Annotated in this window: 28 protein-coding genes; 13 read left to right on the plus strand and 15 right to left on the minus strand. The window is 72.9% G+C overall.

Going from position 1 to position 25,176, the window contains the following annotated elements; genetic code table 11:
* Positions 1–114: 114 nt before the first annotated feature.
* Entirely contained in the window at positions 115–585 is a 471-nt protein-coding gene (locus AB0F18_RS07725) for a flavodoxin family protein (protein ID WP_362056063.1), read from the minus strand.
* Positions 586–717: 132 nt separating this feature from the next.
* Between AB0F18_RS07725 and AB0F18_RS07730 the strand changes: the two genes are divergently transcribed.
* Complete coding sequence (locus AB0F18_RS07730) at positions 718–1,182, plus strand: protein kilB (protein ID WP_362056065.1); 465 nt, start codon at positions 718–720, stop codon at positions 1,180–1,182.
* A 103-nt stretch (positions 1,183–1,285) separates the two neighbouring features.
* A complete protein-coding gene (locus AB0F18_RS07735; protein ID WP_362056067.1) occupies positions 1,286–1,858 on the plus strand; it encodes a hypothetical protein in 573 nt (190 codons plus the stop codon).
* A 132-nt stretch (positions 1,859–1,990) separates the two neighbouring features.
* Here the strand turns inward: AB0F18_RS07735 and AB0F18_RS07740 are convergent, their stop codons facing one another.
* Positions 1,991–2,428, minus strand: coding sequence for a MerR family transcriptional regulator (locus AB0F18_RS07740; protein ID WP_362056069.1), 438 nt, complete (start codon positions 2,426–2,428; stop codon positions 1,991–1,993).
* Positions 2,429–2,519: 91 nt separating this feature from the next.
* Between AB0F18_RS07740 and AB0F18_RS07745 the strand changes: the two genes are divergently transcribed.
* The gene (locus tag AB0F18_RS07745) at positions 2,520–3,185 is read left to right on the plus strand and encodes a class II aldolase/adducin family protein (RefSeq protein ID WP_362056071.1); all 666 of its coding nucleotides are present in this window, start codon (positions 2,520–2,522) and stop codon (positions 3,183–3,185) included.
* Positions 3,182–3,577 (plus strand): carboxymuconolactone decarboxylase family protein, encoded by a 396-nt coding sequence (locus tag AB0F18_RS07750; protein WP_362056073.1) that lies wholly within the window; start codon positions 3,182–3,184, stop codon positions 3,575–3,577. The genes AB0F18_RS07745 and AB0F18_RS07750 overlap by 4 nt, the downstream gene beginning before the upstream one ends.
* Before the next feature lie 30 nt (positions 3,578–3,607).
* On the opposite strand, the gene AB0F18_RS07755 is transcribed toward AB0F18_RS07750, so the two are convergent.
* Positions 3,608–4,699, minus strand: a complete 1,092-nt coding sequence (locus AB0F18_RS07755; protein ID WP_362056075.1) for a PP2C family protein-serine/threonine phosphatase — start codon at positions 4,697–4,699, stop codon at positions 3,608–3,610.
* A 135-nt stretch (positions 4,700–4,834) separates the two neighbouring features.
* Complete coding sequence (locus tag AB0F18_RS07760; protein ID WP_362056077.1) at positions 4,835–7,168, minus strand: collagenase; 2,334 nt, start codon at positions 7,166–7,168, stop codon at positions 4,835–4,837.
* Positions 7,169–7,419: 251 nt separating this feature from the next.
* Between AB0F18_RS07760 and AB0F18_RS07765 the strand changes: the two genes are divergently transcribed.
* A complete protein-coding gene (locus tag AB0F18_RS07765; protein ID WP_362056079.1) occupies positions 7,420–8,064 on the plus strand; it encodes a dihydrofolate reductase family protein in 645 nt (214 codons plus the stop codon).
* A 94-nt stretch (positions 8,065–8,158) separates the two neighbouring features.
* Here AB0F18_RS07765 and AB0F18_RS07770 read toward each other — a convergent pair whose 3' ends face one another.
* The 3 genes from AB0F18_RS07770 to AB0F18_RS07780 all read right to left on the minus strand — a co-directional run bounded on the left by AB0F18_RS07770 (position 8,159) and on the right by AB0F18_RS07780 (position 10,127).
* The gene (locus tag AB0F18_RS07770; RefSeq protein WP_362056081.1) at positions 8,159–8,431 is read right to left on the minus strand and encodes a DUF6225 family protein; all 273 of its coding nucleotides are present in this window, start codon (positions 8,429–8,431) and stop codon (positions 8,159–8,161) included.
* A gap of 148 nt (positions 8,432–8,579) precedes the next feature.
* Positions 8,580–9,437: a PhzF family phenazine biosynthesis protein gene (locus AB0F18_RS07775; protein ID WP_362056083.1), complete on the minus strand. Its 858-nt coding sequence runs from the start codon at positions 9,435–9,437 to the stop codon at positions 8,580–8,582.
* Between the two features lie 39 nt (positions 9,438–9,476).
* Positions 9,477–10,127, minus strand: coding sequence for a hypothetical protein (locus AB0F18_RS07780; RefSeq protein WP_362056085.1), 651 nt, complete (start codon positions 10,125–10,127; stop codon positions 9,477–9,479).
* Positions 10,128–10,239: 112 nt separating this feature from the next.
* Between AB0F18_RS07780 and AB0F18_RS07785 the strand changes: the two genes are divergently transcribed.
* Positions 10,240–10,497, plus strand: coding sequence for a hypothetical protein (locus AB0F18_RS07785; protein WP_362056087.1), 258 nt, complete (start codon positions 10,240–10,242; stop codon positions 10,495–10,497).
* Between the two features lie 64 nt (positions 10,498–10,561).
* On the opposite strand, the gene AB0F18_RS07790 is transcribed toward AB0F18_RS07785, so the two are convergent.
* Positions 10,562–10,960 carry a hypothetical protein gene (locus AB0F18_RS07790; protein ID WP_362056089.1) on the minus strand — a complete coding sequence of 133 codons (399 nt, stop codon included), beginning with the start codon at positions 10,958–10,960 and terminating at the stop codon, positions 10,562–10,564.
* A gap of 207 nt (positions 10,961–11,167) precedes the next feature.
* Here AB0F18_RS07790 and AB0F18_RS07795 point away from each other — a divergent pair, with 207 nt between their 5' ends.
* Entirely contained in the window at positions 11,168–12,670 is a 1,503-nt protein-coding gene (locus AB0F18_RS07795) for a S1 RNA-binding domain-containing protein (protein ID WP_362056091.1), read from the plus strand.
* Between the two features lie 8 nt (positions 12,671–12,678).
* On the opposite strand, the gene AB0F18_RS07800 is transcribed toward AB0F18_RS07795, so the two are convergent.
* Positions 12,679–13,458, minus strand: coding sequence for an NAD(P)H-dependent oxidoreductase (locus AB0F18_RS07800; RefSeq protein ID WP_362056093.1), 780 nt, complete (start codon positions 13,456–13,458; stop codon positions 12,679–12,681).
* Between the two features lie 138 nt (positions 13,459–13,596).
* On the opposite strand from AB0F18_RS07800, the gene AB0F18_RS07805 reads away from it, so the two are divergent.
* Entirely contained in the window at positions 13,597–14,481 is an 885-nt protein-coding gene (locus tag AB0F18_RS07805; RefSeq protein ID WP_362056095.1) for a helix-turn-helix transcriptional regulator, read from the plus strand.
* 48 nt (positions 14,482–14,529) lie between these two features.
* Here AB0F18_RS07805 and AB0F18_RS07810 read toward each other — a convergent pair whose 3' ends face one another.
* From AB0F18_RS07810 to AB0F18_RS07820, 3 genes are all read right to left on the minus strand, one after another.
* Positions 14,530–15,882: an MFS transporter gene (locus AB0F18_RS07810; protein WP_362056097.1), complete on the minus strand. Its 1,353-nt coding sequence runs from the start codon at positions 15,880–15,882 to the stop codon at positions 14,530–14,532.
* Positions 15,879–16,274, minus strand: a complete 396-nt coding sequence (locus AB0F18_RS07815; RefSeq protein ID WP_362056099.1) for a hypothetical protein — start codon at positions 16,272–16,274, stop codon at positions 15,879–15,881. Before AB0F18_RS07815 ends, AB0F18_RS07810 begins: the two co-directional genes overlap by 4 nt.
* A 68-nt stretch (positions 16,275–16,342) precedes the next feature.
* Entirely contained in the window at positions 16,343–17,260 is a 918-nt protein-coding gene (locus tag AB0F18_RS07820; protein WP_362056101.1) for a squalene/phytoene synthase family protein, read from the minus strand.
* A 91-nt stretch (positions 17,261–17,351) separates the two neighbouring features.
* On the opposite strand from AB0F18_RS07820, the gene AB0F18_RS07825 reads away from it, so the two are divergent.
* The 3 genes from AB0F18_RS07825 (at position 17,352) to AB0F18_RS07835 (ending at position 19,669) form a co-directional block, all read left to right on the plus strand.
* Positions 17,352–18,014, plus strand: coding sequence for a rhomboid family intramembrane serine protease (locus AB0F18_RS07825; RefSeq protein ID WP_362056103.1), 663 nt, complete (start codon positions 17,352–17,354; stop codon positions 18,012–18,014).
* An 85-nt stretch (positions 18,015–18,099) separates the two neighbouring features.
* Entirely contained in the window at positions 18,100–18,438 is a 339-nt protein-coding gene (locus tag AB0F18_RS07830; RefSeq protein ID WP_362056105.1) for a hypothetical protein, read from the plus strand.
* Positions 18,439–18,529: 91 nt separating this feature from the next.
* Positions 18,530–19,669 (plus strand): hypothetical protein, encoded by a 1,140-nt coding sequence (locus tag AB0F18_RS07835; RefSeq protein ID WP_362056107.1) that lies wholly within the window; start codon positions 18,530–18,532, stop codon positions 19,667–19,669.
* Positions 19,670–19,729: 60 nt separating this feature from the next.
* Here the strand turns inward: AB0F18_RS07835 and AB0F18_RS07840 are convergent, their stop codons facing one another.
* Positions 19,730–20,122 carry a hypothetical protein gene (locus tag AB0F18_RS07840; RefSeq protein ID WP_362056109.1) on the minus strand — a complete coding sequence of 131 codons (393 nt, stop codon included), beginning with the start codon at positions 20,120–20,122 and terminating at the stop codon, positions 19,730–19,732.
* A 93-nt stretch (positions 20,123–20,215) separates the two neighbouring features.
* Between AB0F18_RS07840 and AB0F18_RS07845 the strand changes: the two genes are divergently transcribed.
* Both AB0F18_RS07845 and AB0F18_RS07850 read left to right on the plus strand, forming a co-directional pair.
* Complete coding sequence (locus tag AB0F18_RS07845; protein WP_362056111.1) at positions 20,216–21,103, plus strand: hypothetical protein; 888 nt, start codon at positions 20,216–20,218, stop codon at positions 21,101–21,103.
* A 101-nt stretch (positions 21,104–21,204) separates the two neighbouring features.
* Positions 21,205–22,758, plus strand: coding sequence for an AMP-binding protein (locus AB0F18_RS07850; protein ID WP_362056112.1), 1,554 nt, complete (start codon positions 21,205–21,207; stop codon positions 22,756–22,758).
* 7 nt (positions 22,759–22,765) lie between these two features.
* Here the strand turns inward: AB0F18_RS07850 and AB0F18_RS07855 are convergent, their stop codons facing one another.
* Together AB0F18_RS07855 and AB0F18_RS07860 are read right to left on the minus strand one after the other, a co-directional pair.
* Positions 22,766–23,539: an SDR family oxidoreductase gene (locus AB0F18_RS07855; protein ID WP_362056114.1), complete on the minus strand. Its 774-nt coding sequence runs from the start codon at positions 23,537–23,539 to the stop codon at positions 22,766–22,768.
* Between the two features lie 20 nt (positions 23,540–23,559).
* Entirely contained in the window at positions 23,560–25,137 is a 1,578-nt protein-coding gene (locus tag AB0F18_RS07860; protein ID WP_362056115.1) for an APC family permease, read from the minus strand.
* Between the last annotated feature and the right edge of the window lie 39 nt (positions 25,138–25,176).

Genomic DNA, 25,176 nt, shown 5'->3' on the forward strand with positions numbered 1-25,176 from the left:
GTACGAGGTCTTGCGCCCGGCGCACCGAGAGCACGCACCAGACGCCGCGGGGCCGCCCTCCGGGCGACGACGGGACTTTGACGACAGACCCTAGGGCCCGGGTCAGGGTCAGGGTCAGGACCCCGGCCCGCTCCCGTCCCGCAGCCGCTCGGCGAACGCCCGCGCGGCGGCGAGGTCCCCGCCGTTCGGCCGCTGCTTGTTGATGCCGCCGACCAGCTTGAACGGGGTCCAGGTGTCGAACGCCCGGCACGAGAAGCTCCCCTCCACCTGGAAGCCCTTGCCCGTGAGGAGCCGGACCAGGGGCCGGGTGAAGGGCGCCGGAGGCAGCTCGGGCAGCCCGCTGGTGGCGAACACGGAGGCCCGGCCGTGCACGGGGGGAAGGGCTTCCACGAAGCCGGTCAGGCCGGGGTGGAGCCTCCCGTAGAAGACTCCCGAGCCGAATCCCACGAGCCCGGCTCCGGCCAGCTCCGCGGGGTCGGCCTCCTCGGGGGAGACGACCCGCGCGCCCAGGACCCGGGCCATGGTGTCGGCGACACGACGGGTATTGCCGTGAGACACGGAGGTGCAGACGATGACGGACTTCATCGTGAAGGTCCCTTCTCTCGCTTCTGCAGAGGGGACAAGGCGGCGGCCCGGGATGTGACACGAAGAAAATGTGACGGCCGTCGCCATCACGCCCCCCGGACCCAGCCCCAGCCCCGAAAGGACCCCCTGTCCATGTGGTCTTCGATCATCGCCGTACTCGGCACCCTGGCCGGAGCCCTGACCGCCGGTCTCCTCCAGCACCGCGCCGCACGCACGGCCCGCGCCGAGCAGCGCGCCGACGCCCACCGCCAGGACCAGCTGGCCGCCGTCACCGAATTCGCCGCAGCCCTGGACGCGCACCGCTCGGCGATCTTCCACCGGGAGCGCCTGGCGCTGATCGAGGCCGGCGCCGAACACCAGCTGGAGGCCCAGACGAAGTCCCACGACACGAGGGCGACGGTCACCGCGCCCCACGTCCGTCTCCAGGTCCTGGTACCCGAGTTGGCCGGTGCCGCCCAGACGGCCGCCGATGCCACGTACGCCCTGCGCAACGCCACCACTCGGGCCGAGCTGGACGCCCTGCGGCACGCCGCCAAGGAGGCGACCACGGCCTTCGTGGCCGCAGCCGCCGCGCTCCTGCGCCCCGGCCACCGCTGACCGCGCCCGAAGCGCCGGCCGCCGCGGATTCCGGGAATGGTGATCGATTGCTATAGCGTGCCCACGTCAATCGGACGTAACGCGATCCTTGGGGGACTCCCGTATGACCTATCCGCCGCAGCAGGGCCCCGGCCCGTACGGCCAGCCCGGCCCGTACGCACAGCAGCCGCAGGGGTATCCGCCCCAGCCCGGCTACGCGTACCCGCCGCAGCAGGCACAGCCCCCGTACGGCGGAGCGCCGCAGCAGCAGATGTACCCGCCCCAGCAGCAGATGCAGATGCAGCCGCCGCCCCAGCAGCAGTGGTCCGCCCCGCCGCCGCCTCCGCCGGCCCGCAGCGGGGGCATCGGCATCATGAAGATCCTCAAGGGCATCGGCATCGTGCTCGTCCTCATCGCGTGCGCGGTGGGGTACTTCCTGAGCCAGGACGACGCCGACCACGCCGAGGTCGGAGACTGCCTGAAGAACAACGGGACCACGGCGGCGAGCCTGGACCTGCAGGTGGTGGACTGCGGTACTGCCGGGGCCACGTACAAGGTGGTCGAGGTGATCTCCGGCACGCTGGACACGAAGCGCTGCGAGGGCAAGTCGGACCTGGGCTACTACGAGCAGACCCGGGGCTCCCGCCGCAGGTCGGGCAAGCAGTTCGTGCTCTGCCTCAACGAGACCAAGAAGTAGTCCGAGGAGCAGTCCGACGGCCCGGACGCCACGGGTCCACGGCCGTTTCGGCCCGCAGCCGGCAGGTCCGGCTGCGGGCCTTCGTACGTGTGGGGGCCGGCGGGACGCCCGGGCCCCGCCCCCGCACGCGCTTCACGGTGCCGGCGCCGGACCCGCCGTCTGCCAGGCGGCCATCTGCTCCCGGAACTTCGGGCACCGGACGATGTCCTCCTCGCCGCACCTGAGGGCGTGCGTCAGCAGCTGATGCGCGTGTTCGAGATCGACCATGCGCTGCTCGATCTCGCTGATCTTCGCGCGGATCATCGCCTCCCTGCGCGGCTGTTCCCGCTGGAACTCCTTGATCTCGACGAGCGTCAGCCCGGCCTGCTGGCACTTGCGCAGCACCGTGATCCGCTCGGCGGCCTCCGGCGGGTACCGGCGCTGCCCGCTCGCCCGCTCGGGCTCGGGCAGCAGGCCGTGGCGCTCCCAGTACCGGATGGCCGAAGCGGGCACCCCGGTGATCTCGGCCAGCCGGCCGATCGTCATGCGCACGTTGTTCCGCCCCTCGTACTCCTCGCCGGATGCCGGCATTTGACTTAAACCATAGTTCAAGTTGAAGAGTGGTCGGCAGGTGAACGGCGGCCGACCAGCGGCCGCCGGCAGCACACTGGGAGACACCGTCATGAGCGATGCGCACATGCGAAACGAACGGGCCGGCCAACTGGTGGCAGCCGCCGAAGGGCTCTTCGCGGCCGGGGTGATGTCCCACTCCGGGCACGCCAACCTGAGCGCCAGGCTCGACGGCGAGCGCCTGCTGCTGACGCCGGGCATCGTCCGCGGCCTGCGGCCCGAACAGCTGGCGACCGTCGGCTTCGACGGCAAGGTCCTCGCGGGCGAACTGCAGTCCGTCAGCGCCGAGATCATCGCCATGCACAGCGCCGTGTACCGGGCCCGCCCCCACGTGGGCGCGGTCATCCACACCCACTCGCCCTCCGCGACCGCGTTCGCCCTGGCCCACCGGCCGCTGCCCTGCCGCACCGAGCCGATGCTGCGCTTCGGGCAGGCCGAGGAGATCCCCGTCGTCCCCTGGGGGCCTCGCGGATCGGACGTGTCCGTGCGCGGCATCGCCGACGTGCTGGAACGGCGCCCCACGACGGCCGCGGTCCTGCTGGCCAACCACGGCCTCCTGGTGTTCGGCCCGGACGCCGCGGCCGCCGCCCACCTGGTGGTGGCGATCGAGGAGAGCGCCGAAGCGGAGATCGCCGCCGCGGCCATCGGCGGGGCTGTGGACTTCCCCGCGGGCGCCCAGGAGGCCGTGCGCGCCGCGATCGCGCGGGTCGCCTCATGAGCGACGAGACCCTCGCCTCCCGCACGGAGGCCGTACGCGACCGGTACCGCACCACCCTCGGAACCGTGCCCGCCGGGGTGCAGGACCGGCTGCGCCTGGCGCAGGAGTTCGGCCGGCTGCCGACCGAAGAGGCGCTCGCGGCCCTGCGCCACATCGTGCTGACCGGCAATCCGCTGGGGGCGCGGGTGCAGCAGCTCGTCCACTTCGGGCAGCTGCTGGCCCTCGGCCGGGCCCACCCCGCCCGGATCCACGCCCGGGGCGCACTCCACGCCGGAGCGGAGATCGCCGACCTCCTCGGCGTCGCCGAGACCGCGCTCATCACCGCCGGCGTGCCGGCCTACGCACTGGGCACCGAGATCATCGCCGAACTCCCGCCGCACGGGGGCGGGTGACCGGCCGACCGGGTCCGCGGGGCGCCGGGCTCAGGGCTCGCACAGACGGACGGCCAGGGCGGCGATGTCGTCGTCGAGGCGTCCTCGGCTGTAGTGCAGGAGGTCGCGGTGCAGGGCCGTGAGCAGTTCGCGGGGCGGCGTCGGGGGCTGGCGGCGCATCCAGGCCGCCAGCGGGAAGAACTCGCCGTCCCGGGCGCGGGCCTCGGCGATCCCGTCGGTGTAGAGGAGCAGCAGGTCACCGGGGGCGAAGTCGAAGGTGTCGACGCTGTAGTGATCGCCGATCAGTTCCGCGAGGCTGAGCAGGGGTGAGGGGGTGGCGGGTTCCAGGACGCGGAGCTTCCTGCGGTTCAGCAGCAGGGGCGGGGGGTGTCCGCAGTTGAGGATGTCGATGCGCCGCCCGTCGTGCGGGATCTCGGCGAGCAGGGCGGTGGCGAAGCGCTCCATCGGCCCGTCGGGGGGAAAGGCGGCGTTGTAGCGGGTGCTGCTGGCGTCCATGCGGCGTGCGACGTCGACCATGTCGGTCTCCCCGTACGCCGCCTCCCGGAAGGCGTTGACGATGGCCGCGGCAGCCCCCACCGCCGGCAGGCCCTTGCCCCGGACGTCGCCGATGAGCAGCCTGACCCCGTACGGCGTGTCGACCACCTCGTAGAAGTCTCCGCCGATGCTGGCCTCCGCCGCGGCCGCGAGGTACAGCGATTCGATCTCGACGTTCCCCAGGCGGCGCGGGAGGGGACTCAGCACCACCTGCTGTGCCGCGTCGGCGACGAGCCTCACCTGGAAGAGGGTGCGCTCCCGCTGGAGCCGGAGGTGGCTTCCGTACGCGGCGGCCACGGTGACGGCGATGATCCCCGCGGCCGTCCACCACGTTCCCAGATCGGGGAAGACGAGGCTGAGGCCGATCATCAGGATCAGGCAGACCGTCCCGAGCAGGATGGTGGGGAGGACCGGCCACATGGCGGCGGCCAGGGCCGGCGCCGCGGGCAGGAGGCGGCTGAAGGCCATCTCCGGGGGAGTGGCGTAGGCCAGGCTGGCGATCACCACGGTCAGGATGACCGGCGACAGCCGCACGAGCATCCCCCGGCCGTAGCGCCGAGGGAGTCGCGGCCGTCCAGAGTCGATCACGCTTTCCAGAATATCCGGGCAAAGAGGGTATAGCGCTCTGACGGGCGGAGCCTGCCCGCGATTAATCGAATGGGTGAACGAATTACGAGGGGTGCCCGGAGCGCCGCCCCGCGGGCGGGGCGGCGGAGGGCCGGCTCACCCGGACTGTGCCGAAAGGCTCACCCCGCTGAAGTCCCGCGCGCCGACGAGGCTGAAGTAGACCCAGCCCGACGGAGGGTTGTCGATCGTCAGGGTCTCGCCGTTGCCGGCGTGGGCGGACTTCGCCTGGTAGCCGGCGGTGGTGGCCCAGCCGGCCCCGCCGTAGTACAGGTCGGCGTCGCCGGTGCCGCCGCTGCTGGTGATGGTCAGCTGCTTGACGCCGGCCGGCAGGTACACGAAGTGGTAGCTGTAGCCGCCGGCGGAGGCGGCGAGGCCGTCCCGGCGGCAGTTCCCGTCGAACTGACGGGGGTCGGCGGCGGTGCAGAGCGGGGTGGACGGGGCCTCCGGCAGCGGGCCGCAGCCGTCGGTGGCGCAGGCGGTCGTGAGCCAGGTGGCGAAGCCGGCGTCGTAACCGGTGCCGATGGTCTGCTTCAGGAAGGTGCGGGCGCCGTTCCAGTCACCGGTGCGGTACTTGCCGAGCAGGGTCTCGACGTCGGCGCGGTGCGCCTGGAGCATGTAGCGGACGGCGAGGAAGCCCCAGCGGTAGACCCGGTTCGAGTTGACCGCGGGGTCCTCGTTCTGGCCGTAGACGGTGTCGAACAGCTCGCTGAGCTTGTACGTCTTCTTGCCGGCCTCGGCGATCGCGTCGGCGTTGCGCTCGCCCCGGTAGCCGTAGGAGATGTTCTCGGCGATGCCCTCCACCCACCAGACGGTCGGCGTGGTCATGCCGGCCTCGAAGTCGCCGGCCATGTCGTAGCGGCCGTCGAGGTAGTGGGTGTACTCGTGGTTGAGGTTCCAGATCTGGAAGGCCGGGCGCAGCCAGTCGGCCTCGTGGGCGATGAAGCGGGCCTGGTTGCCGGGGGCGGCCGGGTTGCCCTCCTCGTACATGCCGCCGTTGTCGACGTCGATGTCGTAGATGGCCCAGGCGTACAGCGCGTACTGGGCGTGGTCGTCGAAGACCACGACTTCGAGGCTGGTGTTCACGTCACCGGGGAGGGCGCCCTTGTCGCCGATGACGCGGTGGAAGTAGGCGTCCTCGTTGACCAGGCTGGTGCAGGTGGCGGCCAGCTGGCCGGGGGACATGTCCTGGGCGCGGATCTTCAGGCCCGGGGTGCACGTGTGCTGGACCGGCAGGATCGCCGGGAGCACGCGCTCGCCCAGGTCGCAGATGGCGTAGGCCGCGCAGTTGCCCTTGTCGTACTGGCGCGTGTACCAGCCCAGGTTCATGGTGATCGGCGCGGTGGGGCCGACGTTCGGGTAGCGGTTGATCAGGTCCTTCAGCAGCGGCCGCACCCGGTCCTTGAGCTCGGGGACGTCCAGGGCGTAGCCGAGGTAGCGGCCGACGTTGCTGACGACGTCCAGGCGGTTCAGCTGCGCGTCGTTGCGCGAGATGAAGCCGGCCCAGGTGTCGAGGATCGCGGGGTCGGCCTTGAGGGCGGCCCGCCAGCCGCGGTCGTCGTTCTTGGCCTTGAAGCCGTTCTGGACGACCGGCTCGACGTGCTGCATGGCGAGGTCCATCTGACCGGGCCACGTGCCGTCGTAGCGGCCGAGCATCCACTTCACGACACCGGCGTACCGGCCGGCGGTGCGGGTGCTGTCGATCAGCGTGACGGCCTCGTTGAAGATCTCGCCGTTGGCGTCGGTGAGGTCCTTGCTGTGCGGGGAGGCGAAGAAGGCGTCCAGCGCGCTGCGGGCCGCGCCGTCCAGCGCCGTGCCGTAGGCGCCGACCGCGTCGGCGTGGTTGTCCTGCACGTAGTAGCCGGCCCGCAGGAACAGCACCAGCTGTCCGATGGCGGCGCCGTTGTCGCCCGCGTAGCCGGCGGAGGCGTCGCGCAGGGCGTCGGCGACGGTCACCATCTGGGCCTCGCGGAAGGCCTTCCGCGCGTTCTCCCCGGTGAGGTCGAACAGCGGGTAGGTGCAGCTGATCTGGGGGAGGGTCTTGAGCTGCTGCACCAACGCGCCGCCCGTGGCGTTGATGACGCCGGAGAGGTCGCCGCACCCGTCCGCGGCGGCGGCCGCGGACTGCCGGTCGGCCCTGTTGACCTTGACGGGCTTGACGGTGGGGGCGGGGGCCGGGGCGGACTCCTCGGCGCCGTCCTGCGAGGAGATCCGGAAGCGGGATCCGCTGCGCAGGGCGTCGGGCGACTTCGGGACCGGGATCGACCGCGGAGCCGGGGCCGCCGTTCTGCCTGCCCTGGCGCCGGCCGGGGCCGTGGCGCCGGCGGAGGCGGCCTGGCCCGGTGGTGCGAACAGGCCGAGCGCGATGAAGACGGCAGCGCCGAGCGCAGGGAGTCTGCGCGCGCCGGCCTTCGATATCCGGAAGGGACGCATCTGTGGGGGCCTCCGGGGCCGTTGTGCCACGTGCGGGGACACGGGCTCTTGACATGTGACATGTAAAATTGCACATGTCGCATCGCTCCGGAAGTGTTCTGGCAATATTTGCCGCCCGCCGCGAAGGAAACGTTCCGGCCGGCTGCCACGCCAGCGCCCGGGATCTCCGCATGTCCGGCGCGGCGATGAGTTCGCGCGCAGCCGCAGGTCTATCTCTATGACGGAGAGAACCGACGCACCGGGAGCACGCCATGGGCCACATCGACATCGAACTGTTCGCGACACTCGACCTCGTCGGGCAGGCGCCCGGCGGCCCCGACGAGGACCCGGAGGGGTTCCCGTTCGGCGGCTGGCAGGCGCCCCTGATCGACGAGGTCGCCGGGGAACAGATCGCCGCCGCCTACGACGGCACGGACGCCCTCCTGCTCGGGCGGAAGACCTACGACATCTTCGCCGCGTACTGGCCCCACCAGGAGGGCGGCCAGGACGACGGGTTCGCCGGCCTCTTCAACCGCGTCCCGAAGTACGTGGCCTCGCGCGGCACGCCCGACCTCTCCTGGGCGGGCTCCACGCAGCTCGGCCCGGACCTGGCCGACGCGGTGCGGGAGATCCGGGACCGGCACGAGCACGTGAAGGTCGTCGGGAGCCTGAACCTCGTACAGACCCTCCTGCGCGAGAAGCTCTTCGACCACCTCGACCTCTGGCTGCACCCGATCGTGCTCGGCGTCGGGAAGAAGGTCTTCGACGGCGGCGCGGTCCCCACCAACGTCAGGCTCCTCGCACCCCCGGCAGCCGGCCCCAAGGGCACGGTGTTCCTGCGCTACGGGCTGGCCGACGGCACGCCCGCGACGGGGGACATGACCGCACCCGACCGCGGCACCGGAACCGGCCACTGAGCCCCCGCGCGACTCCGGAGGATCCCGTCGGGCGAGGGGCAGGGTTCCGGTTGCGGCCTTCGTCCGGGGGCGAAGGCCGCGAAGCCCGTCCGCGTCACTCCATGTCCAGGTAGTACACCCCAGCCTTGGCGTCGGCGAACAGCGTGAACTGGACCTGCGGCGGTCCGGCGGCTTCGGCGTCGCCGTCACCGGGGTCGACTTCGACGGGCTCGGCACCCACGAGGACGAACTCGTCGTACTCGTCGAAGTCTCCGGGTGTGCCGGCGACGCCGATGTTGATGGGGGTGTCGTCGGGAACGTCGGCGAGGACGGAGCGCAGCTGCCCCGCGGTCCAGACCGCAGGAGTGTGATCGAACGTATCGGCCATGCACCGAGCGTAGTGACGGCTCCTCACCCGGCGGAACCCGCCGCGCCGGTACGGCCCGAGACGTTCCCGGCCGTCGCGGCAGGTTGAGCCGGGCGGGCAGCGGTCGCGGGGCCTGCCCGGACCCGTCACATGGTCGGCCGGACAACTCCTAGGCGGTCGCGGCGATGCCGCCCACGCGGATCCGGGGGCCTGAGGGCCCGGGGTGTGCCGTGGCGGTGACGGTGGCCGGGCTGCCGACGGCGTCGCCCATGTCGACGGCGATCCCCATGATGCCCCGGCCGGCCAGGTGGGCGGCCAGACATGCGGTGCTGTTGGCGTTCGCGATGTCCTCCGGGACCCCGATCGAGGGTGCGAACATACGGGCCGCCAGCTCGCCCGTGGGGGAGGGCGGTGAGTAGACGTACGCGCCCAGGAGCCCCAGACGGTCGCAGGCATCGCGGAGCCGTTCGAAGTCCGGTTCCAGGGCCTCGAGTACGGCCCGGCCGGCCACGGGCACCAGCAAGCGCTCCCGGCCCACCCCCGCCACCCGTACCTCCGTCCCGGCCGCCTCCGGGGCGATGCCCAGCGCGCCGAGCACCGAGTCCCGCTCCACGGCGCCGGCCGGACGCAGGTCGACGGGTCCCGGGTCGAAGGCGGTCGCCATGTGCGCCCCGTGGCGTTCCGCCCAGCCCGCGAAGACGCGGCTGCCCGTGCGGAAGGTGGCCCGGTAGCTCCCCTCGGTTCCGGCCCGGCCGGCGAGGAAGGCCAGCGCGGCGACGGTGCCGTGGCCGCAGGCGGGCAGTTCGCCTTCGGCCGTGAAGAAGCGCATTCCGATGACGGCCCGCCCGGCCGCGGGGTCGGGTATGCGGAGGAAGACCGCGTGCGAGGTCCCGTGTTCCACGGGCAGGCGCCGGCGCTCCGCATCGCTCAGCCGTCCGTCGTCCAGCACGACGGCGGTGGGGCTGCCGCCGGTGCCGTCACGCAGACAGGCACGCACGAGCACGGTCATCACATCGGTTCCGTCCATCCTGATCGACTGGTTCCTCTCTCTGTGCCGAAGCGGGGGTCAGGTGAGCTTGAAGAAGATCATGTCCTGTGTGTACCAGTCGAGCTTCTCCGTGGCGAACTCCCATTCCCCGTGCTCGAAGTCGAGCTTCTCGATGAGTTCCCGGACGTCGTAACGGAAGTCAGGGTTCATGTCGTCGAGGACGGCGCGGTAGGCATCGGCGGCGGGCTTCGCCTTGGCCAGCGGCAGGTGGCCTATGGCGGGGTATCCGTCCACGGAACCGGGGACGGAGGGAAACCCGTCGGGCAGTTCGCCGTACAGGTAGCCCTGGGGGAGGAGGTCCGCGGGCACACCGAGCCGGCGCATCTCGTCGCCGACCAGACCGAAGAACGTGGCGGGCCGGGAGTAGGTGCCGAGTTGGGACGGGTCGGAGGCGTTGTGGTCGATGATGTGCTGCAGGGCCGCGGTGTAGGCGTTGCCGGCACACGGTGCGTCCGAACCGGTGTGACCCGCTATGAGGTGGTCGAGGGCCTCGGGGACGGACAGCCCCCAGTCGACGCCCTGACGGTCCAGATCGTCCTGCTGGGCCCGGGCGTCCCCGCGCATGCCGTCGAGACGGCGCAACTGGTCCTCCGTGAGACTGCCGTTGGACCCGAGGAAGGCCAGCACGTGGGCCTGGTCGGCGGTGGAGTACGCGATGTTGTGGCTCATGCCCACCATCATGCCGACCGGCACTGACATCACCCCGGGCAGGGCGGGGGGATGGCCGCGCCGTGGGCGCGTACACGGGTGCGTGCCACACTGCACCGCAGCGTCCAGCCCCGTGCGAATTGGTACTGATGACAAACACGTCGCCGGATGGGCGGGGCTGGGCCTCGGGCTGTCGGCGGTGGTCGTGTGCGTGCTGCTCGCCCGGCGGCTCCGCGGCCGCCACGAGGTCCGGCCCCGGGACACCTGGCCCGGGCTGCTGGCCTTCGTCAGCGTCTCGCTCAACGTGCCGGCGATCCTGCTGGAGCTGTTCATGGTGTGGGCCATGTACGGCTCCGACGGATCCGGGCCGGTCCTCGGCGACTGCGGTTGACCAGGACCCGGACGACGGATCGCCGGAAGCCCCGCAAACGGCCCCCGCGCCGCTCCCGCACCCCTCAGGCGGCGCCGTGCAGCAGGCGGCGCCGGCGGGCGCGCTCCGTCCACAGGCAGGCGGTGGCCAGTACGGTCACCGTCGTGGCCGCCCACACCGGCCAGGCCGTCCAGGACGCGACGACGGCGGCGACCAGTTGGAGCAGGACCAGACCCACGGTGACCGCCCCCGGAACGGCGACGAGCACCTGCTTCTTGTCCCCGGGAGTGGCGAACACGGTCGGCAGCCCGATCAGCAGCACCACGGCGGCCACCGCCGCCACGACCGACCAGGACGCCAGCGCCCACGGCGTCGCCACCCACGCGCACAACTCCGTGGCGAACCGCAGGACCGACGCCACGTCAGGGCCTCCCGCTCCGCGGCCGCGACCCCTCGTCCCCGTCTCGTGCGCCATGTCGGACATCCCCCTCCGGCCGTGCTCCGTGCCGCGAAGCGCACACTGTACGGGGCTCCCGGCGGTGTCGGCCCCGGCGACGAACCTCGGGACCGCTGTCGGCGCCCAGGCGCTTCCGGACGTGCACGGGGCTGCGTAGGCTCGGGCGCGTGATCGATTCTCCTCCCCACCCGCGACCGGCCCCCGCGGCGACTCCGAGCCGGGCCGGGTGCTGAGATGCCGCGCTCCGTGTACCGGATCACCCCCCACGACCCCGCCGGCCACGAACCCGCGCGCCGCGGCGCCACCGCCATCGCCCCCGACGAACGCCAGCAGGTGGCCGCGGCGTACGTCGCCGCGGCGGCCGGTTTCGTGCTCGACGCCGGCGTCCACCACCTGCTGATCGACAACCCGATGCCGACGGGGTTCTTCTCCTTCTCCGACCACCTGGCGTGGCAAGGGCAGGGACTGACCGGGCTCTTCCCGCCCGACCTGACCGGATTCCACGACGGCGCGCGCGTGCCGGTCGCGACCGCGCTGGGCCTGGTACGGGCCATGGTGCTGCGCGAGGGCGCCTGGTGCCGCCTGCGCACCGAGAGCGGATTCTTCCTCCACGTCGGCGAACGGGACGACCTCTACGCGGGCGGCGGCCCCCGTCCGTTCGACGATGCCGCGGCGCGCGCCCGCCGGCTCGGACTGTTCGCCGAGCCCGTCGAACGGTCCCCCTACGACCCCGCCCTGGACGAAACCGACGACCAGCCGGCCGCCGACGCCGCGTTCTGGGACGAGCTGCACTCCCTCGTCGCCGACCGCGGTGCGGTACTGCTGGAGGAACGGTACGTCGCCAACGCCTACCGCTGGCACCGTCCGACCACCGCCGACCAGGTCACGGCCCTCCGCGCGGGGCTGACGCCGAGGGCCCGGCTGGCGGTGTGGCCGGACCTGACCGACGACATCGCGGCGGTGCGCGCGTCCGTCGTGAGCGCGGAGCACCCGGCCCTGCTCGTCGAGCAGGAGGCGGACGGCAGGTTCCGGCGGGCCCGCGTCGCCGAGCCGTGGATGGGCCGGACCGACATCGCCCACCCCCAGATCCTGGACGGCCCGGGGCGCCGGGCGACGCTGATAACCGTCGACCTGGCCCGCCGCCGCCCCCTGCTCGCCGGCGTGCTGCCGGATGCCGACGGCCTCGTACGGGCCCGCTGGCGCACCAACCGCACCCCGGCGGACGAGCGTCGCACCCTGCTGTGTTCGCTGCGCGCCGGCGACGTGGTGACGGGAACCGTCGCCAGCGGGCTCGACGACGTCGGGGTGCACGTGCACCTGGACCACGAACGGGGCCACGCCCTCGGCTTCCTGCGCGTTCCCGAGATGTCCTGGAAGCCCTTCGAGTCCGTGGACGACGTCGCCCCGGTCGGCCGCCGGATCCGCGCCGAGGTCCTCCACGTCGACTGGGAACGGGAGCGCGTGAGCCTGTCCGTCAAAGCGCTCCACACCGACCCGTGGCCGCTCTTCGCGACCACCCACCGGCCCGGCGACACCCTCCCCGGCACCGTCACCAGGCTGGCTCCGTTCGGCGTGTTCGTCCGGCTCGCCCCGGGCATCGAGGGCCTGGCCCACCACACGGAGTCCGCTGGCCCGGCCCCGGCGGTGGAGCTCGGCGCCGAGGTCCTGGCCACCCTCATCGACGTGGACCTGGAACACCGCCGCATCAGCCTCACGGTCGGCACCCCCGCCGGCTGACGGACCGTTCAGCCGCGTACGTGCAGTCCGAAACCGCTGCGGCCCGGCGACTCCAGTCCCTCGCGCAGCCGCACCGCCGGAATCTCGTAGTCCCCGCCGTTCTGGCTGCGGTACGGGACGGGGTCGGTGTCCTCCAGGGTCAGCAGCCGCTCCTTCCACTGCTCGGCCGCGTCGGCGAAGGCCTCCGCTGACAGCCGGCCCGCGCGGTACAGGACGAAGGGCGGCAGCACCTCCATCCCCGGGTGGTAGAGGATGCCGTGCTGGATCGGGTACAGCAGGTCGTCCATGGGCCCGTTGATGCCGCGGTCGGAGTAGTGGGATCCGGGCCCGCCGACCGTGACCGACAGCATGGCGCGCTTGCCTTCGAGAGCTCCCTCGCCGAAGCGGTCGCCGTACCGCGTCTCGTCGTGCTCGCCCACGCCGTAGCCGAAACCGTAGCTGAACACGCGGTCCACCCAGCCCTTGAGGATCGCCGGCATCGTGTACCACCACAGCGGGAACTGGAGGATCACGGTGTCGGCCCACCGCAGTTTCTCCTGCTCGGCGAGGACGTCGGCGGTCAGCGCACGGGTTTCGAAGGCCCGCCCGGAATCGTGGACCACGTCCAGCGGGCTGGAGGCGGCGGCCCCGAAGTCGTCGGCGTCCACGGCGGACTTCCAGCGCATCGCGTACAGATCACTGACCCGCACCTGGTGACCCGCGCCGGTCAGCGTGTCCACCGCGATGTCGGTGAGCGCCCCGTTCAGCGACCGCCGCTCGGGGTGGGCGTGCACGATGAAGACGTTCATCTCTGCTCCTTGAGTCGATGTGGTGCCGATCCTCGCGGGCTTCGGCGCCGCGATTCAGGGACGCCCTTTCCGTAGGACCGGACTTCCTGGTACCGGCAGGGCCACCCAACGGGCGGCTCCGGTGCGGATACTGGAGCGATGGACGAACTGGCTGCCTTCCTTCGCACACGGCGGGCCCGGGTCCTCCCGGAAACCGTCGGCATCCCCACCGACGCGCGCCGCCGCGTCAGCGGGCTGCGGCGCGAGGAGGTCGCGCACCTGTCGGGAGTGAGCGTCGACTACTACGTCCGCCTGGAGCAGGGGCGGGCCCGCCAGCCCTCGGCGCAGGTCCTCGACGCGCTCGCGCGGGCGCTCGGCCTGGACGGGGTGGAACGCGAGCACCTGCACCGGCTCGCCCACCGGCCGGCGCACGCGCCACGGCGGGCATCCGCGGCGCGGCCGCGCCCCGAACTGCTGCGGGTGCTGGACCTCGTCGCCGACGCCCCCGCGTTCCTGATCGACCACCGTATGACGGTGCTGGCCGCCAACCGGCTCGCCGACCTGCTCTACGGGCGCCGGCTGCAGGGACTGAACATCGCGCGGCACGTCTTCCTGTCCGAGGAGGGACGGGCGCTGTTCGCCGACTGGGAGGCCTGCACCCTCGACACCGTCGGCCATCTGCGCCTGTCGGCCGGGCACCACCCCGACGACCCCGAGCTGGCCGCTCTCATCGGTGAACTCGCCATGCGCAGCGACCGCTTCCGCCGGCTGTGGGTACGGGCCGACGTCCGCACCCGCACCCACGGCCGCAAGACGTACCAGCACCCCTCGGTCGGCCCCCTGGAAGTGCACCAGGAGAACTTCGCCCTCCCGGACGCCACGGGCACGGAACTGGTCGTGCAGTCAGCCGCCCCCGGCACCGCCGCCCACGACAACCTGCGCCTCCTGGCCAGCCTCGGCGCCACCCCCGCCCCCAGCGCCGGGGGCGGCTGCCCCGCAGAGGGCGGCGACCGCGGTGGTGCGCTCCCGGAGGAAGTCGCCTAGCCACTGCGGCGCCAGGGCTTCGGCATCTGCGACGAGTCGCCACAGGCCCTAGAGGCGACGGCCGACGCCTGATGCGACCGCTTCGCCGTCGCCCGCCCTGCCGGAGGCGGCGGTAGGCAGTTCCGGAGCGGGGCGGCGGGTCCACAGGAGGGCGCCCGCCAGCAGTACGGCCCCTGCCAGCAGCCAGGGCAGCGGGCCCGGCCGCAAGGCGCCGGCGGCCAAGCCGGTGACGGCGCCCGCCAGTTGCAGGGCGAGGGACTGGACGGACAGTGCGGTGGCGCGGTGCGCGCTGGTGACGCGGCGGTGCAGGAGGTCGTTCTCGCTGGGTCCCGCCGCGCCGACCCCGAGGTAGACCAGGCCGTATCCGGCGACCGCGAGGACCATGGAGGCCACTCCCGTGAACGCCGCCGTCGCGCCGAGCAGGAGCAGGCCGCTCGCGCCGGCGCCCAGGCCCAGCAGGACCGCCCGTTCGCCGCTGCCCGCCAGCCGGGCGGCCAGCGGTGCGAGGTGGCTGCCGAGCCCCGCGCAGACGAATCCGGTGCAGGCGAGTGCCGCGAAGAGCACCGCCCCCGACTCCGATGCGCCCGTGAGGGCCGCGGCCCGGCCCGGCGTGAGCAGTTCGACCAGGGCCAGCGCGCCACCGGCGGACCCTGCGCTGAGGAACACCCGCCGGACCGTCGCGTCGCGGCCGCCCAGGCGCAGTCCGCCCGCGACGGTGCCCGGGATGCCCCGGAGCACGCCCCGCAGGGTGGCGGCCGGCCGGGGCGGTTCGGGCAGCGCGGTCAGGACGTACAGCACGAAGGCGACCTCGACCGCGGCGCCCAGCAGCAGCGGGACGGACAGGGGCAGCACCAGCCCGGAGGTGGCCCCGCCGAGCCAAGCGCCGGGCCCCCCGGGGCCGTGCCCGAGCAGCCAGGGGAGGCCCCCGCCGAGCAGCGTGCCCACGGCGAGCGCGGCGGACGTCGCCGAGGAGCCGCGGGCCAGGCCGGTGCGCAGCTCGGCACCGGGACCGGAGCGGGCCTGCACGGTGTCGACGTACCAGGCCTCGGCCGGGCCGCTGGACAGGGCCCGGCCCGTACCCATCAGCACCATGCCCAGACCGAGCACCCAGGGAGAGGTGCCCAGGCCCTGGAGGGCCAGGGCGGCCAGGTTCAGCAGGCCCGCGGCGGCGAGGACGGCCCGGCGTCCCAGCACGTCGGACAGGCCTCCGGTGGGCAGTTCCAGCGCCGCGGCGGTGAGCGAGTGCGCGGCGAAGAAGCCCGCGATGGCCGCCATGGTCATGCCGCGCTCGGTGAACAGCAGGATCAGCGGGGCGATGGTCAGTCCCATGGGCAGCCAGAAGAGCACGCAGACCGTGACGTAGCGGCGGCCCGCGGCGGCGACGTCCGGCGCCCTGGTCATGACGCACTCCCCGCGTCCTCGTTCCCGTCCGCGTTCCCGGCCACGCCGGGTTCACGCGGTGCCAGGGGCAGCCCGGCGGTGAGGAGCACGACCTGCGCGGCGCGCGGATCCTCCGCGTCGCGGGCGGTCAGCTCCTCCAGCTTCCGGTGGACCACCTCCCAGAGCTCGGCGAGGGACTCGGGCGTCAGACGGGGCATCAGGTCGCTGATCCCGGACGGCTCCACCCACTCCGGTCCCAGCCGCCCGTCGGCGATGTCGGCCTCGTGCCGGACGAGGGAGGCCTCCAGATGCTCGATCTGGACCCTGCGCGACATGCCGACGTAGGCGCGACTGCCCGCCGAGGCCGCCATCGCCTCACCGCTCCAGGCGGTCGCGGCATGCGCAGCCGCCACCGGCGCTCGCGCCCGTCATGACGGCAGGCCAGAACCCACGGAGCTTTCCCAAAAGTGTTTTGCGGAATCTATTTGGGAGTTGAGGAGCGGCGGGCCCGGAGGTACTCGCGTACCAGCAGGCGTAGCGCCGCGGACTTGGACGGGCCGGCGGAGTCGTGCAGGAGGGCGGCGGGGGCGGTTCGGGCGGCGGTCAGGGTCAGACGTTCCGTTCCGATCAGGCATCGGAGCAGGGGGCGGTGGGCGGGCGGGGCCAGCTCGGGCAGGTCCGCGCACCGGGCCATCGTGCGGTCCGCCTCGTCGAGCTGGGCGTCGATCAGGGCCCGTACGCCGGGCAGGTCGCGGCCCTGTTCCAGGTCGGCGCGGGTGACGCCGTGCCGCTCCAGGGCTGCTTCGGGGATGTACAGCCGCCCGCCCGCCAGGTCCTCCGCGAGGTCGTTGACGAAGTCGAGCCGCTGGCAGGCGTCGATGAAGGTCCGGCAGGCGGCCCGGTAGGCGCTCTGGTCGCCCTCGGGGCCGAGCAGCCCCAGGACCACCATGGCCCCGGGCAGCGCGTACCCGTCCACGTAGGCCTGGTAGTCGCCGTCGGTGGCGAACCCGGTGAAGTCGAGGTCCCAGTCGGCCGCGTCGAGATAGTCGCGCACCCGGTCGTGCAGGACGGGGTGTGCGCGGGCGCTGTTGAGCAGGGCCCGCAGCTCGGGGTGTGCGGTGCGGCCGGCGGCGAGGCTCTCGGTGGCGTCGTCGCGCCAGCGGGCGAACGCCGCCCGGCGTCCGGCCACGGGGCCGCTGTCGAGGAGGGTGTCGGTGTGGTGCATGAACCAGGCGGCTGCGATGAGGTGGGGGACCATGCGGCCGGGCATCAGCAGACCGGCGGCCAGGGTGATCTCCGGCTTGTACCGCATGACTTGCCGCCGCTGACGGCTGTAGTCCGCGCGCAACCCCGGATCGCGCACCCCCGCCGCGTCCAGCGCCCGCTTCCACCTGGCCATCTGTGCACCCTCCGCCACCACCCGCCCGATCTTTGGCCTTCACTTTACGAGCCGTGTTCGTTCAAGAAGGGCCGTCTGACAGGGTTTGATCATGGACATGCATAGTGTGTTGCTCTACGGGTGCGCGGCGGTCGTCGTCGCGTCGGGCATCCAGCTCCTGGTGGTGCTCGCTGCGGTGGACGGCGTGGAGGCGCCGCCTCCGCTCGCCTTGCTGCGGGCCTGGCGGCGGCCGGTCCCGAGGGTCGCCGCGGGGCTGATGGCCGCCATGGCGGTGCTCGGCGTGGCCCAGACGGTCGCCCCCGCCACGGTCGATGCGCTGGAGCGCCACCCCGACGGTGCGTGGTGGCGGGCCGTGACCGCCTTGCTGGTGCAGTCGTCAGGAGGGTTCCAGCTCCTGCTGAACCTGGCCGCGCTGGCGGTCGTCGCGCCGGTTGCCGAGCGGCAGTTCGGCCCCTGGCGGACGGCACTGGTCTTCGCGGCGAGCGGTGTCACCGCGCAGGCGGTGAGCATGTCCGGCTGGAGCGTCCGGGGAGGCGGCGACTCGGTGGCGATCTGCGGCCTCGTGGGCGCACTCGCCACCTGGTACGCCGTGCGCGGCAGCGTCGTCACCCTGCGGTGGGCGGCTCTCCTCATCCCCGCCGCCGGTCTCGTCCTGTGCCTCCTCACCAACAATCACGGCGTGGGTCTTCTCGTCGGCTGCGCGCTGGGAGTGGCCCTGGCGGTTCCTGCCCGCCCGCCGCTGGCGGCCGCCTGACCCGGCCCGACCGAGTACCTGGTACGGGGTGTTCCTGAGTACATCCGCTCAGGCGTACGCGCTCCCGGGCTGCTGGACTGTGCCCATGCGCGAGACGACCCCGACCCCGGCCCCCACCACCGCCCGTCCCGCCGAGGACCCGGGCCCGGACGGGGTGTCGATGTGGATGACGGCCTGGACCGCGGCCCTCATCCCCGTGGCCTTCTTCTTCGGGGCCCTCGCTCCGATGGCGGCGGACGCCCACCCCGGGACCGTGGCGCTCGTCATGCCCTTGTGGTGGGCCTCCTGGACGGCTGCCCCGCTGCTGGTGGTGGCGTCCCGGCTGCTGTCCGCCCGACCCGGCCTCGCCCGGGCGGCACGCTGGGCCGGGCGGGCCGCGCTGGTTCCGCCGGTGGCCGTGATCCTGCTGGCGATCACCCTGTAGGACGAGTACCGGTAGCGCGCCCCACCCCGCGACGGCCGAACGAGCGCTACTCGGGCGCCGGCCCGGTCCGTTGAGGGCGTACGGTGCTGGTGTGACCACAGCCGAGACGACGACCGCCCCCGGGACCGCGCTGCTGCTCGCGGCCGCCCCGGTCGGCAAGGGCCGACTGATCGACGCCACCCGCGTCCTGCCCACCCTGGCGGCCTGCCCACCCAGCTCCCTGACCCGCACCGCAGCCGGGACCATCGTCGAGCTCGCCGATCCGACGGACGCGCAGACCGTCCTCACCCGCATCCGCGCCGCGGCCGCCACCCAGGGCCCCCTCACCCTGCTCCTGGCGGGCCAGCTCCACCTCGACACCCGGCAGCACGCGCTCCACATGGCCCTCGCTAGGACGACCCCGTCCACCCTGCGCTACACGGGACTTCCGTGGGCCTGGCTGGCCGGCGAGCTCAAGCCGCGCCGTCCGGGGACCACCACCGTCTTCGTCGACCTGGTCGCGACGCCCGACACCTGGCAGAGGATCGGTATGGACGGCCTCACCCTGGGCCACGGGATATCCCTCTACGGCCGTATCACCCCCGCGCCGCCCCGCAACCGGATGGCTCACCCCGCCTACCTCCAGGCCGTGGCGGGCATCTGGCGAAGCGGCCTGACCCCGCCGCCGGACGAACTCCACGCGAAGGCCGCCGCCCAGGCCGGCCAGGACGGGGCACTGCTCCTGGCCATGGGCGCCACCGCGGCCCCGCTTCCGGTACGCACGGCGCCGATCGCCCCGGCGGTGACCGAGGACCCGCTCCCCGCGATCCTCGCCGCTGCGCGCGCGGGGCAGCACGGTCAGGCGGCGTCGCTCGCCGCACGGTGGGAGGACTGGGCGGTGCGGACGTACGGTGCGGGATCCGCCCAGGCGATCCACTGGCTGGAGGTGCGGGCCGACCTCGCTCATGTGGCCGGCGACGCGGCGGGCAGCTGCGAGCTGTGGATGGCGGCGGTCGACGCCCGGCTCATCCGCCACCAGGCCCCGGACGCACCGGAGGTCGAGGCCGCCGTGGACCGGGCCCACCACCAGTGGCAGGCCGTGCGGGACGCGGCGAGGGCCCGCGAGCTCGGCCCGCGCCTCGTCACCCTGCGCCGCCGTGTCCCGGGGCAGCGGCCGGGTGCCACGGAAGCCGTACAGCGCCGTCTCGAACTGCTGCACACGATGCCGCAGGCGGTGTCCGGAGGCCGGTGACCCCACGGGGCCGGTGCGCGCGTCAGCGCCGCGCCGGCCCACTGGCGCAGCCCCGCACGCCTACCGGTGGGTGGCGATGAACCGGCGCAGTTCCTCGCGCGGGTCGGGGCCCTCGCCGTCGCGCCAGATCTGGTTCACCCTCTCCCCGGCGGGGATACCCCTGAGCAGCATGCCGCGCATGGCGGACGTGGCCGTGGCCCGGGCCCGCGCGATCTGCTCGCCGCTTTCCTCCGTGCCGTCGTCGGTGGCCAGGACCGTGGCCAGATCGCGTTCCCACCGCAGGACGTCGTCCCACACCCACATCTCCGTGTGGCTGGAGCCGGGGTGCTGGAGGCCCACCAGCTTCCACCCCTGACTCTCCGTCAGCGGGGTGTCCGCCGATACCCACCCCGTCACCAACTCGGCTGCCTGTGCGGCCAGTTCTTCATCCATCTCGTTCTGCGTGCTGCTCATGGGTCCGAGCCTAACTCATTTTCGTCGGATTGACGATAATGGCCTTCCGTGCGTCCGTCCGCCCGTTCGGGTGGAGGCTTTAGGGTCGGCATCATGAGCACGCAGAACCTGACCCTTGAGTCACTCCTGTCGCAGATCGCCCGCCGGGACGCCCTGTGGCGGGCCGAAAAGGACCTGAAGGAGCTCGGACCCGAAGGGGTCGGCGCCCTCCTGGGGATACGGCGCAACGGCCCGGGCGCGCTGCGCCGCCATGCGTTGCACGCGCTCGCGATGATCGGTGCCGGGGATGCGCTGGACGACCGGGACCGGCGGGCGCTGGAGCGCCTCGTCCGGATCAAGCTGCCGGACGACCGGCCGCTGGACCACCACTGCCCGTTCGTGTGGATCGCGGTACCGGCCGCCACGTACGAGGGGGTGTTCGAGGCCTTGGGGCTGCGCGACCGCATCCCCGCGACCATGGCCATGGGCATGTCGGCGCTGCATCACGACACGGCCGTGATCACCGGCCCCGACGGCGAGGAGAGGACGGTCTGCCGGGCCTTCGTCACACCCGAGTTCGCGGGCTGGCGGATGGTGTTCGGCGGCCCGGTGTGCGTACGCGACGCCGAGGAGCTGTCGGCCCGGATCAGCGCGCGCTGCGGGCAGGCCCACTTCTACTTCCGCGACGCCTACGACGACGAGCACGGCTGGTTGATCGCCGAGCAGGGCCGGGTGATCCGCTCCTACCAGACCTACCGCGAGCCGGCCTGGACCGGCGAGCCGCTGCCCTGGGAGGTCCCGCAGACGGAGGACGAACACTGGGAGCCCGGCCTGTACGAACCGAACGCCTCGTGCGAGACGAATGCCAACGAGGTGGCGGAAGCGGTGACCGTCGATCCGGAGCAGATCGACGAGAGCACCCCCATGAGCGGCCACGGCTGGCTGGCCGTCACCGCGCCCGGTGTCGGGCACGGACCGTTCCCCGGCGCCCTCGACATCTGACAGGGCGGCGTATTGGCCGGATATCGGCGTCCGGCTTGGGCTTGTGGATCACCAGTCGATAACCTCCCGCTAGTTGCTCAAGTCAACCAATGGGGATGGGTATGGACTCCACCACCGAACACTTCCGCAGCCACGTGGAAGCGATCCTTGACGCCCTGGCAGAAGAACCCGGCCGTGAGGCCCTGGTACACCGGGAACGGCGCGTCAGCGCGGGTGAATTACGCGGCCTCGTCCACGGCATGGCACGCGCCCTGCGCTCCCAGGGGGTGGGGCGCGGCCAGACGGTCACCCTCCTGGCCGGCAACCTCCCCGAGACCATCGCGGCCCGCTACGCCGCCGGGCTGCTCGGCTGCGCCGTGAACCACCTCTATGCCGGCCTTTCGGCCGATGTGCACGCCGACATCCTCCGGGACGTCGAGACCCAGGCACTGATAGTCGACCCCGCCCACCGCGACCGCGCCGCCGCCCTGGCCCGGCGGGTGCCGCTGGAACGGGTGTTGTTCCTCGGCGGAGGCACGGGCACGGACCCGGACCCGGACCTGGCCACGGACCTGGTGCAGCTCGCCGCCGAGGAATCCGCCGACGCGTTTCCAGGAGCGGCGCATCCGCAGGACATCTGCACCATCCGCCACACCGGCGGCACCACCGGCCACCCCAAGGCCATCTGCACGACCTTCGAGCAGTGGGTGTCGATCGCACCGGACCGGTCCGACGAAGGTCCGGTCAAGGCCCTCGTGTGCACCACCCTCGCGCACGCGGCCGGCTTCATGGCGGACAACACGCTGCACGGCGGCGGCACCGTCGTCCTGCTGGACGAGTTCGAAGCCGGCGCCGTGCTCGCCGCCGTCGAACGCGAGCGCATCACCCACACGTTCCTGCTGCCGCCGCTCCTCTACCAGTTGATGGACCACCCCGAGGTCGACCGCACCGACACCTCCAGCCTGCGCATGCTCACCTACGGGGGCTGCGCCTCCTCCCCGACCCGCCTCGCGGCGGCGGTCCGGCGCTTCGGGCCCGTCCTCAACCAGTTCTACGGCCAGAACGAGGCCGGCGGGATCAGCATCCTTTCCCCCGAGGACCACGATCCGCAGCGCCCGTGGCTGCTGCGCACCGCCGGGAAGGTCATGGAGGGCGTCGAGGTGGCCATCCGCGACGCCGACGGACGCCACCTGCCCGCCGGCGAGCACGGCGAGATCTGCGTCCGCTCCCCGCAGGTGATGAAGGGCTACTGGAAGCAGCCCGAGCTCACCGCGGAGGTACTGCGGGACGGCTGGCTCCACACCGGTGACATCGGGTTCGTCGACGCGGACGGCTACCTCACGATCGTGGACCGGCTGAAGGACATGATCGTGGTGGTGGGAGGCCACGTGTACACGGTGGAACTGGAGGACGTGCTGAACTCCCACCCCCAGGTCCTGCAGAGCGCGGTGTTCGGAGTCCCCGACGCCAACCTCATGGAACGGGTCCACGCCGTGGTCGTCCGCACCCCGGGCGGGGACGTCGACGCGAAGGAACTGTGCGCCCTGGTGCGCGACAGGAAGGGAGCCATGTACGAGCCGGCGGACATCACCTTCGCCGACGCGCTGCCCCTGACCGACGCGGGCAAGCCGGACAAGAAGCTGCTCCGCAGCCGGGTCGTCACCGCCGGGCGGTGACGGATGGTCAGCGGCCTCGCTCGGCGCCGCCGTTCACCTGGATGATCTGCGCCGTCACCTGGGAGGCCGCAGGGGAGGCCAGCCAGGCGACCGTCCCCGCGATGTCGTCCGGGACCCCCGCCCGGCCGGTGTGGGTCTGGCCGACCAGGAGCTCGTGGCGGTCGGCGCCGAGACCGTCGGCACCGAAGAACTCCGTCTGCTCGATGTAGCCGGGAGCCACCGCGTTCACCGTGACGCCCCGGGGGCCGAGGGCCGCGGCGAGGTCGTACACGTACGGGTGCAGGGCCGCCTTGGCGCCCGCGTACGACCCCGCCCCCGACCCCCGGTACGCGGCGATGGAGCTGATCATCACGATCCGGCCGCCGGGCGAGGTGATCACCGGGTGGAGGGCCTCGGTCAGGAGGACGGCGCTGAGGACGTTCGAGCGGAAGTTCTCGGTCCAGTGCCAGGCCGCTCCGGACGTGCCCGCCGCGACCTCGTCGGGAACCCCGATCAGGACGTCGCCGCCGGCCGCGTTGACCAGGACGTCCACCGGGCCGCCGAGCGCGAGCACCTCGTCGCGGACCCGGTCCGCCTCCTCGGGGAGGGCGAGATCGGCGTCCAGGGCCAGCACCCGGCCGCCGCTGCCCTCGTGACGCTCGGTCAGTTCGGCCGCGGTCCGCTCCAGCACGTCCTTGCGGCGCCCGACGGCGATCACCCGGGCCCCCTCGGCGGCGAAGGCCGCACAGACGGCACGGCCGATGCCGGTGCCCCCGCCACTCACTACCACGGTCCTGGTCATGGAAAGCCTCCCAGAGCGTTTCATCGGGTGCGACGGGCGCCACTGCGGACACCCCATCGGTGGAACAGGAGCGCGGCGGCGCCCACGGCCACGGAGTCCCACGGCGCGGGGAGCCGACCGGTACCGCCCGTGGCACCGACGGCGGCCGCGGTGAGGAGCACCGCCAGGTAGGCCACGAACCAGAGCCCGGAACGCAGTTCCGCGACCAGCCGGTGCCGGTCCCGACGGTACCTGAAGGCGAAGACGGCCACGGGCGTCAGCATCATCGGCAGCGCCACCCGCAGATGGACCCACCCGGCCCAGTGGATCAGCTCCGAGGAGACGACGAAACCGGCGGGGGCCACCCACCGCATGGCCCGCATCCGCCACACGCCCGGGTCCCGGTCGGTCGCCTGGAAGGTGCTCACGGCCACCGAGCAGGCGGAGTAGGTGAGCAGGGAGAGGACGCCGACCACACCGATGATCTCCTGCCAGCCCCGGAAGGGCGCGAGGAAGACCGTGGCGAGCACGAAGTTGGCGAGCAGGGTGCGCCGGGGGACCCCGGAAGCGGGATGGACGGCGGTGAAGAAGGCCGGCAGGACGCCGTTGCGGGCGGCGGCGTACGTCTCGCGGCTGCCGGACGCCACGAAGATGCCCGCGGCCCCGGTGGGCGAGAGGACCGCGTCCGCGTAGATCAGCGTGGCCAGCCAGCCGAGGTTGAGGGCGATCGCGAGCTGCCCGAACGGGGAGTCGAAGTCGAGCCCGTGCCAGCCGCCGCCCAACTGCCCGGCGGGGACCGTGAACAGGAAGACCAGCTGCAGCACCGTGTACAGCACGATCGCCAGGACGATGGCCGTGATCACGGCGCGGGGCAGGTCGCGGCGGGGGTCGCGGGCCTCCGCGGACAGCTCGATGGGGGCCGCGAAGCCGTTGAAGGTGTAGATGATCCCGGCGCCCGCCACCGCGGTCAGGGCGGCCGACCAGCCGTAGGGGGCGAGGCCACCGCCAGCCTCGACGGTGCCGGAGTCGAAGCCCGCGGCCGTCAGCGCGGCGATGGTGAGCAGCGGGACACCGAACTTGAAGACGGTCAGCGCCGTGGTGATCCGGGCGAACAGCCGGACCCCGAACCAGTTCAGGAGCGCGAGCAGGGCCAGCAGGGCCACGGCCGCGACGGTGCCCCGGGCCGTGAGGCGGCCGTCCCGGTAGAGGCCGGGGACGTAGTGGGCGGCGTACTGGGCGATCGCCGAGGCCTCGGCGGCCAGCGCACTGGCCACGGAGAGCAGCACGGCCCATCCGATGGCCGTCCCCACCAGGGGTCCGCTGGCCTCCAGGGGCCAGCGGACCATGCCCCCGGCCCGCGGCCGGGTCGCGCCGAGCTGGACCAGGACGAGGCCCACCAGCATCATCGCCGCCCCGGCGACGGGCCAGGACAGCAGGGCGGCCGGGCCGGCGAGCCGGGCGGCGTAGTACGCGCTGAAGAGCCAGCCGGACCCGATCATGCCGCCGAAGGCGATGGCGGTCAGGGTCCACCGGCCGAGTTCGCGGCGCAGGCCCTCCTCGGGCGCGGCGGCCGCCCGGGTTTCCTGCTCTGGTACGGGGGTCAGCGGAGGTGCGGACATGTGTGGGTTCTCCGGTCGAGGGGTCGGGGAGGGCCGGAC

The sequence above is a fragment of the Streptomyces sp. NPDC029216 genome (assembly GCF_040648015.1).
Taxonomy (GTDB): domain Bacteria; phylum Actinomycetota; class Actinomycetes; order Streptomycetales; family Streptomycetaceae; genus Streptomyces.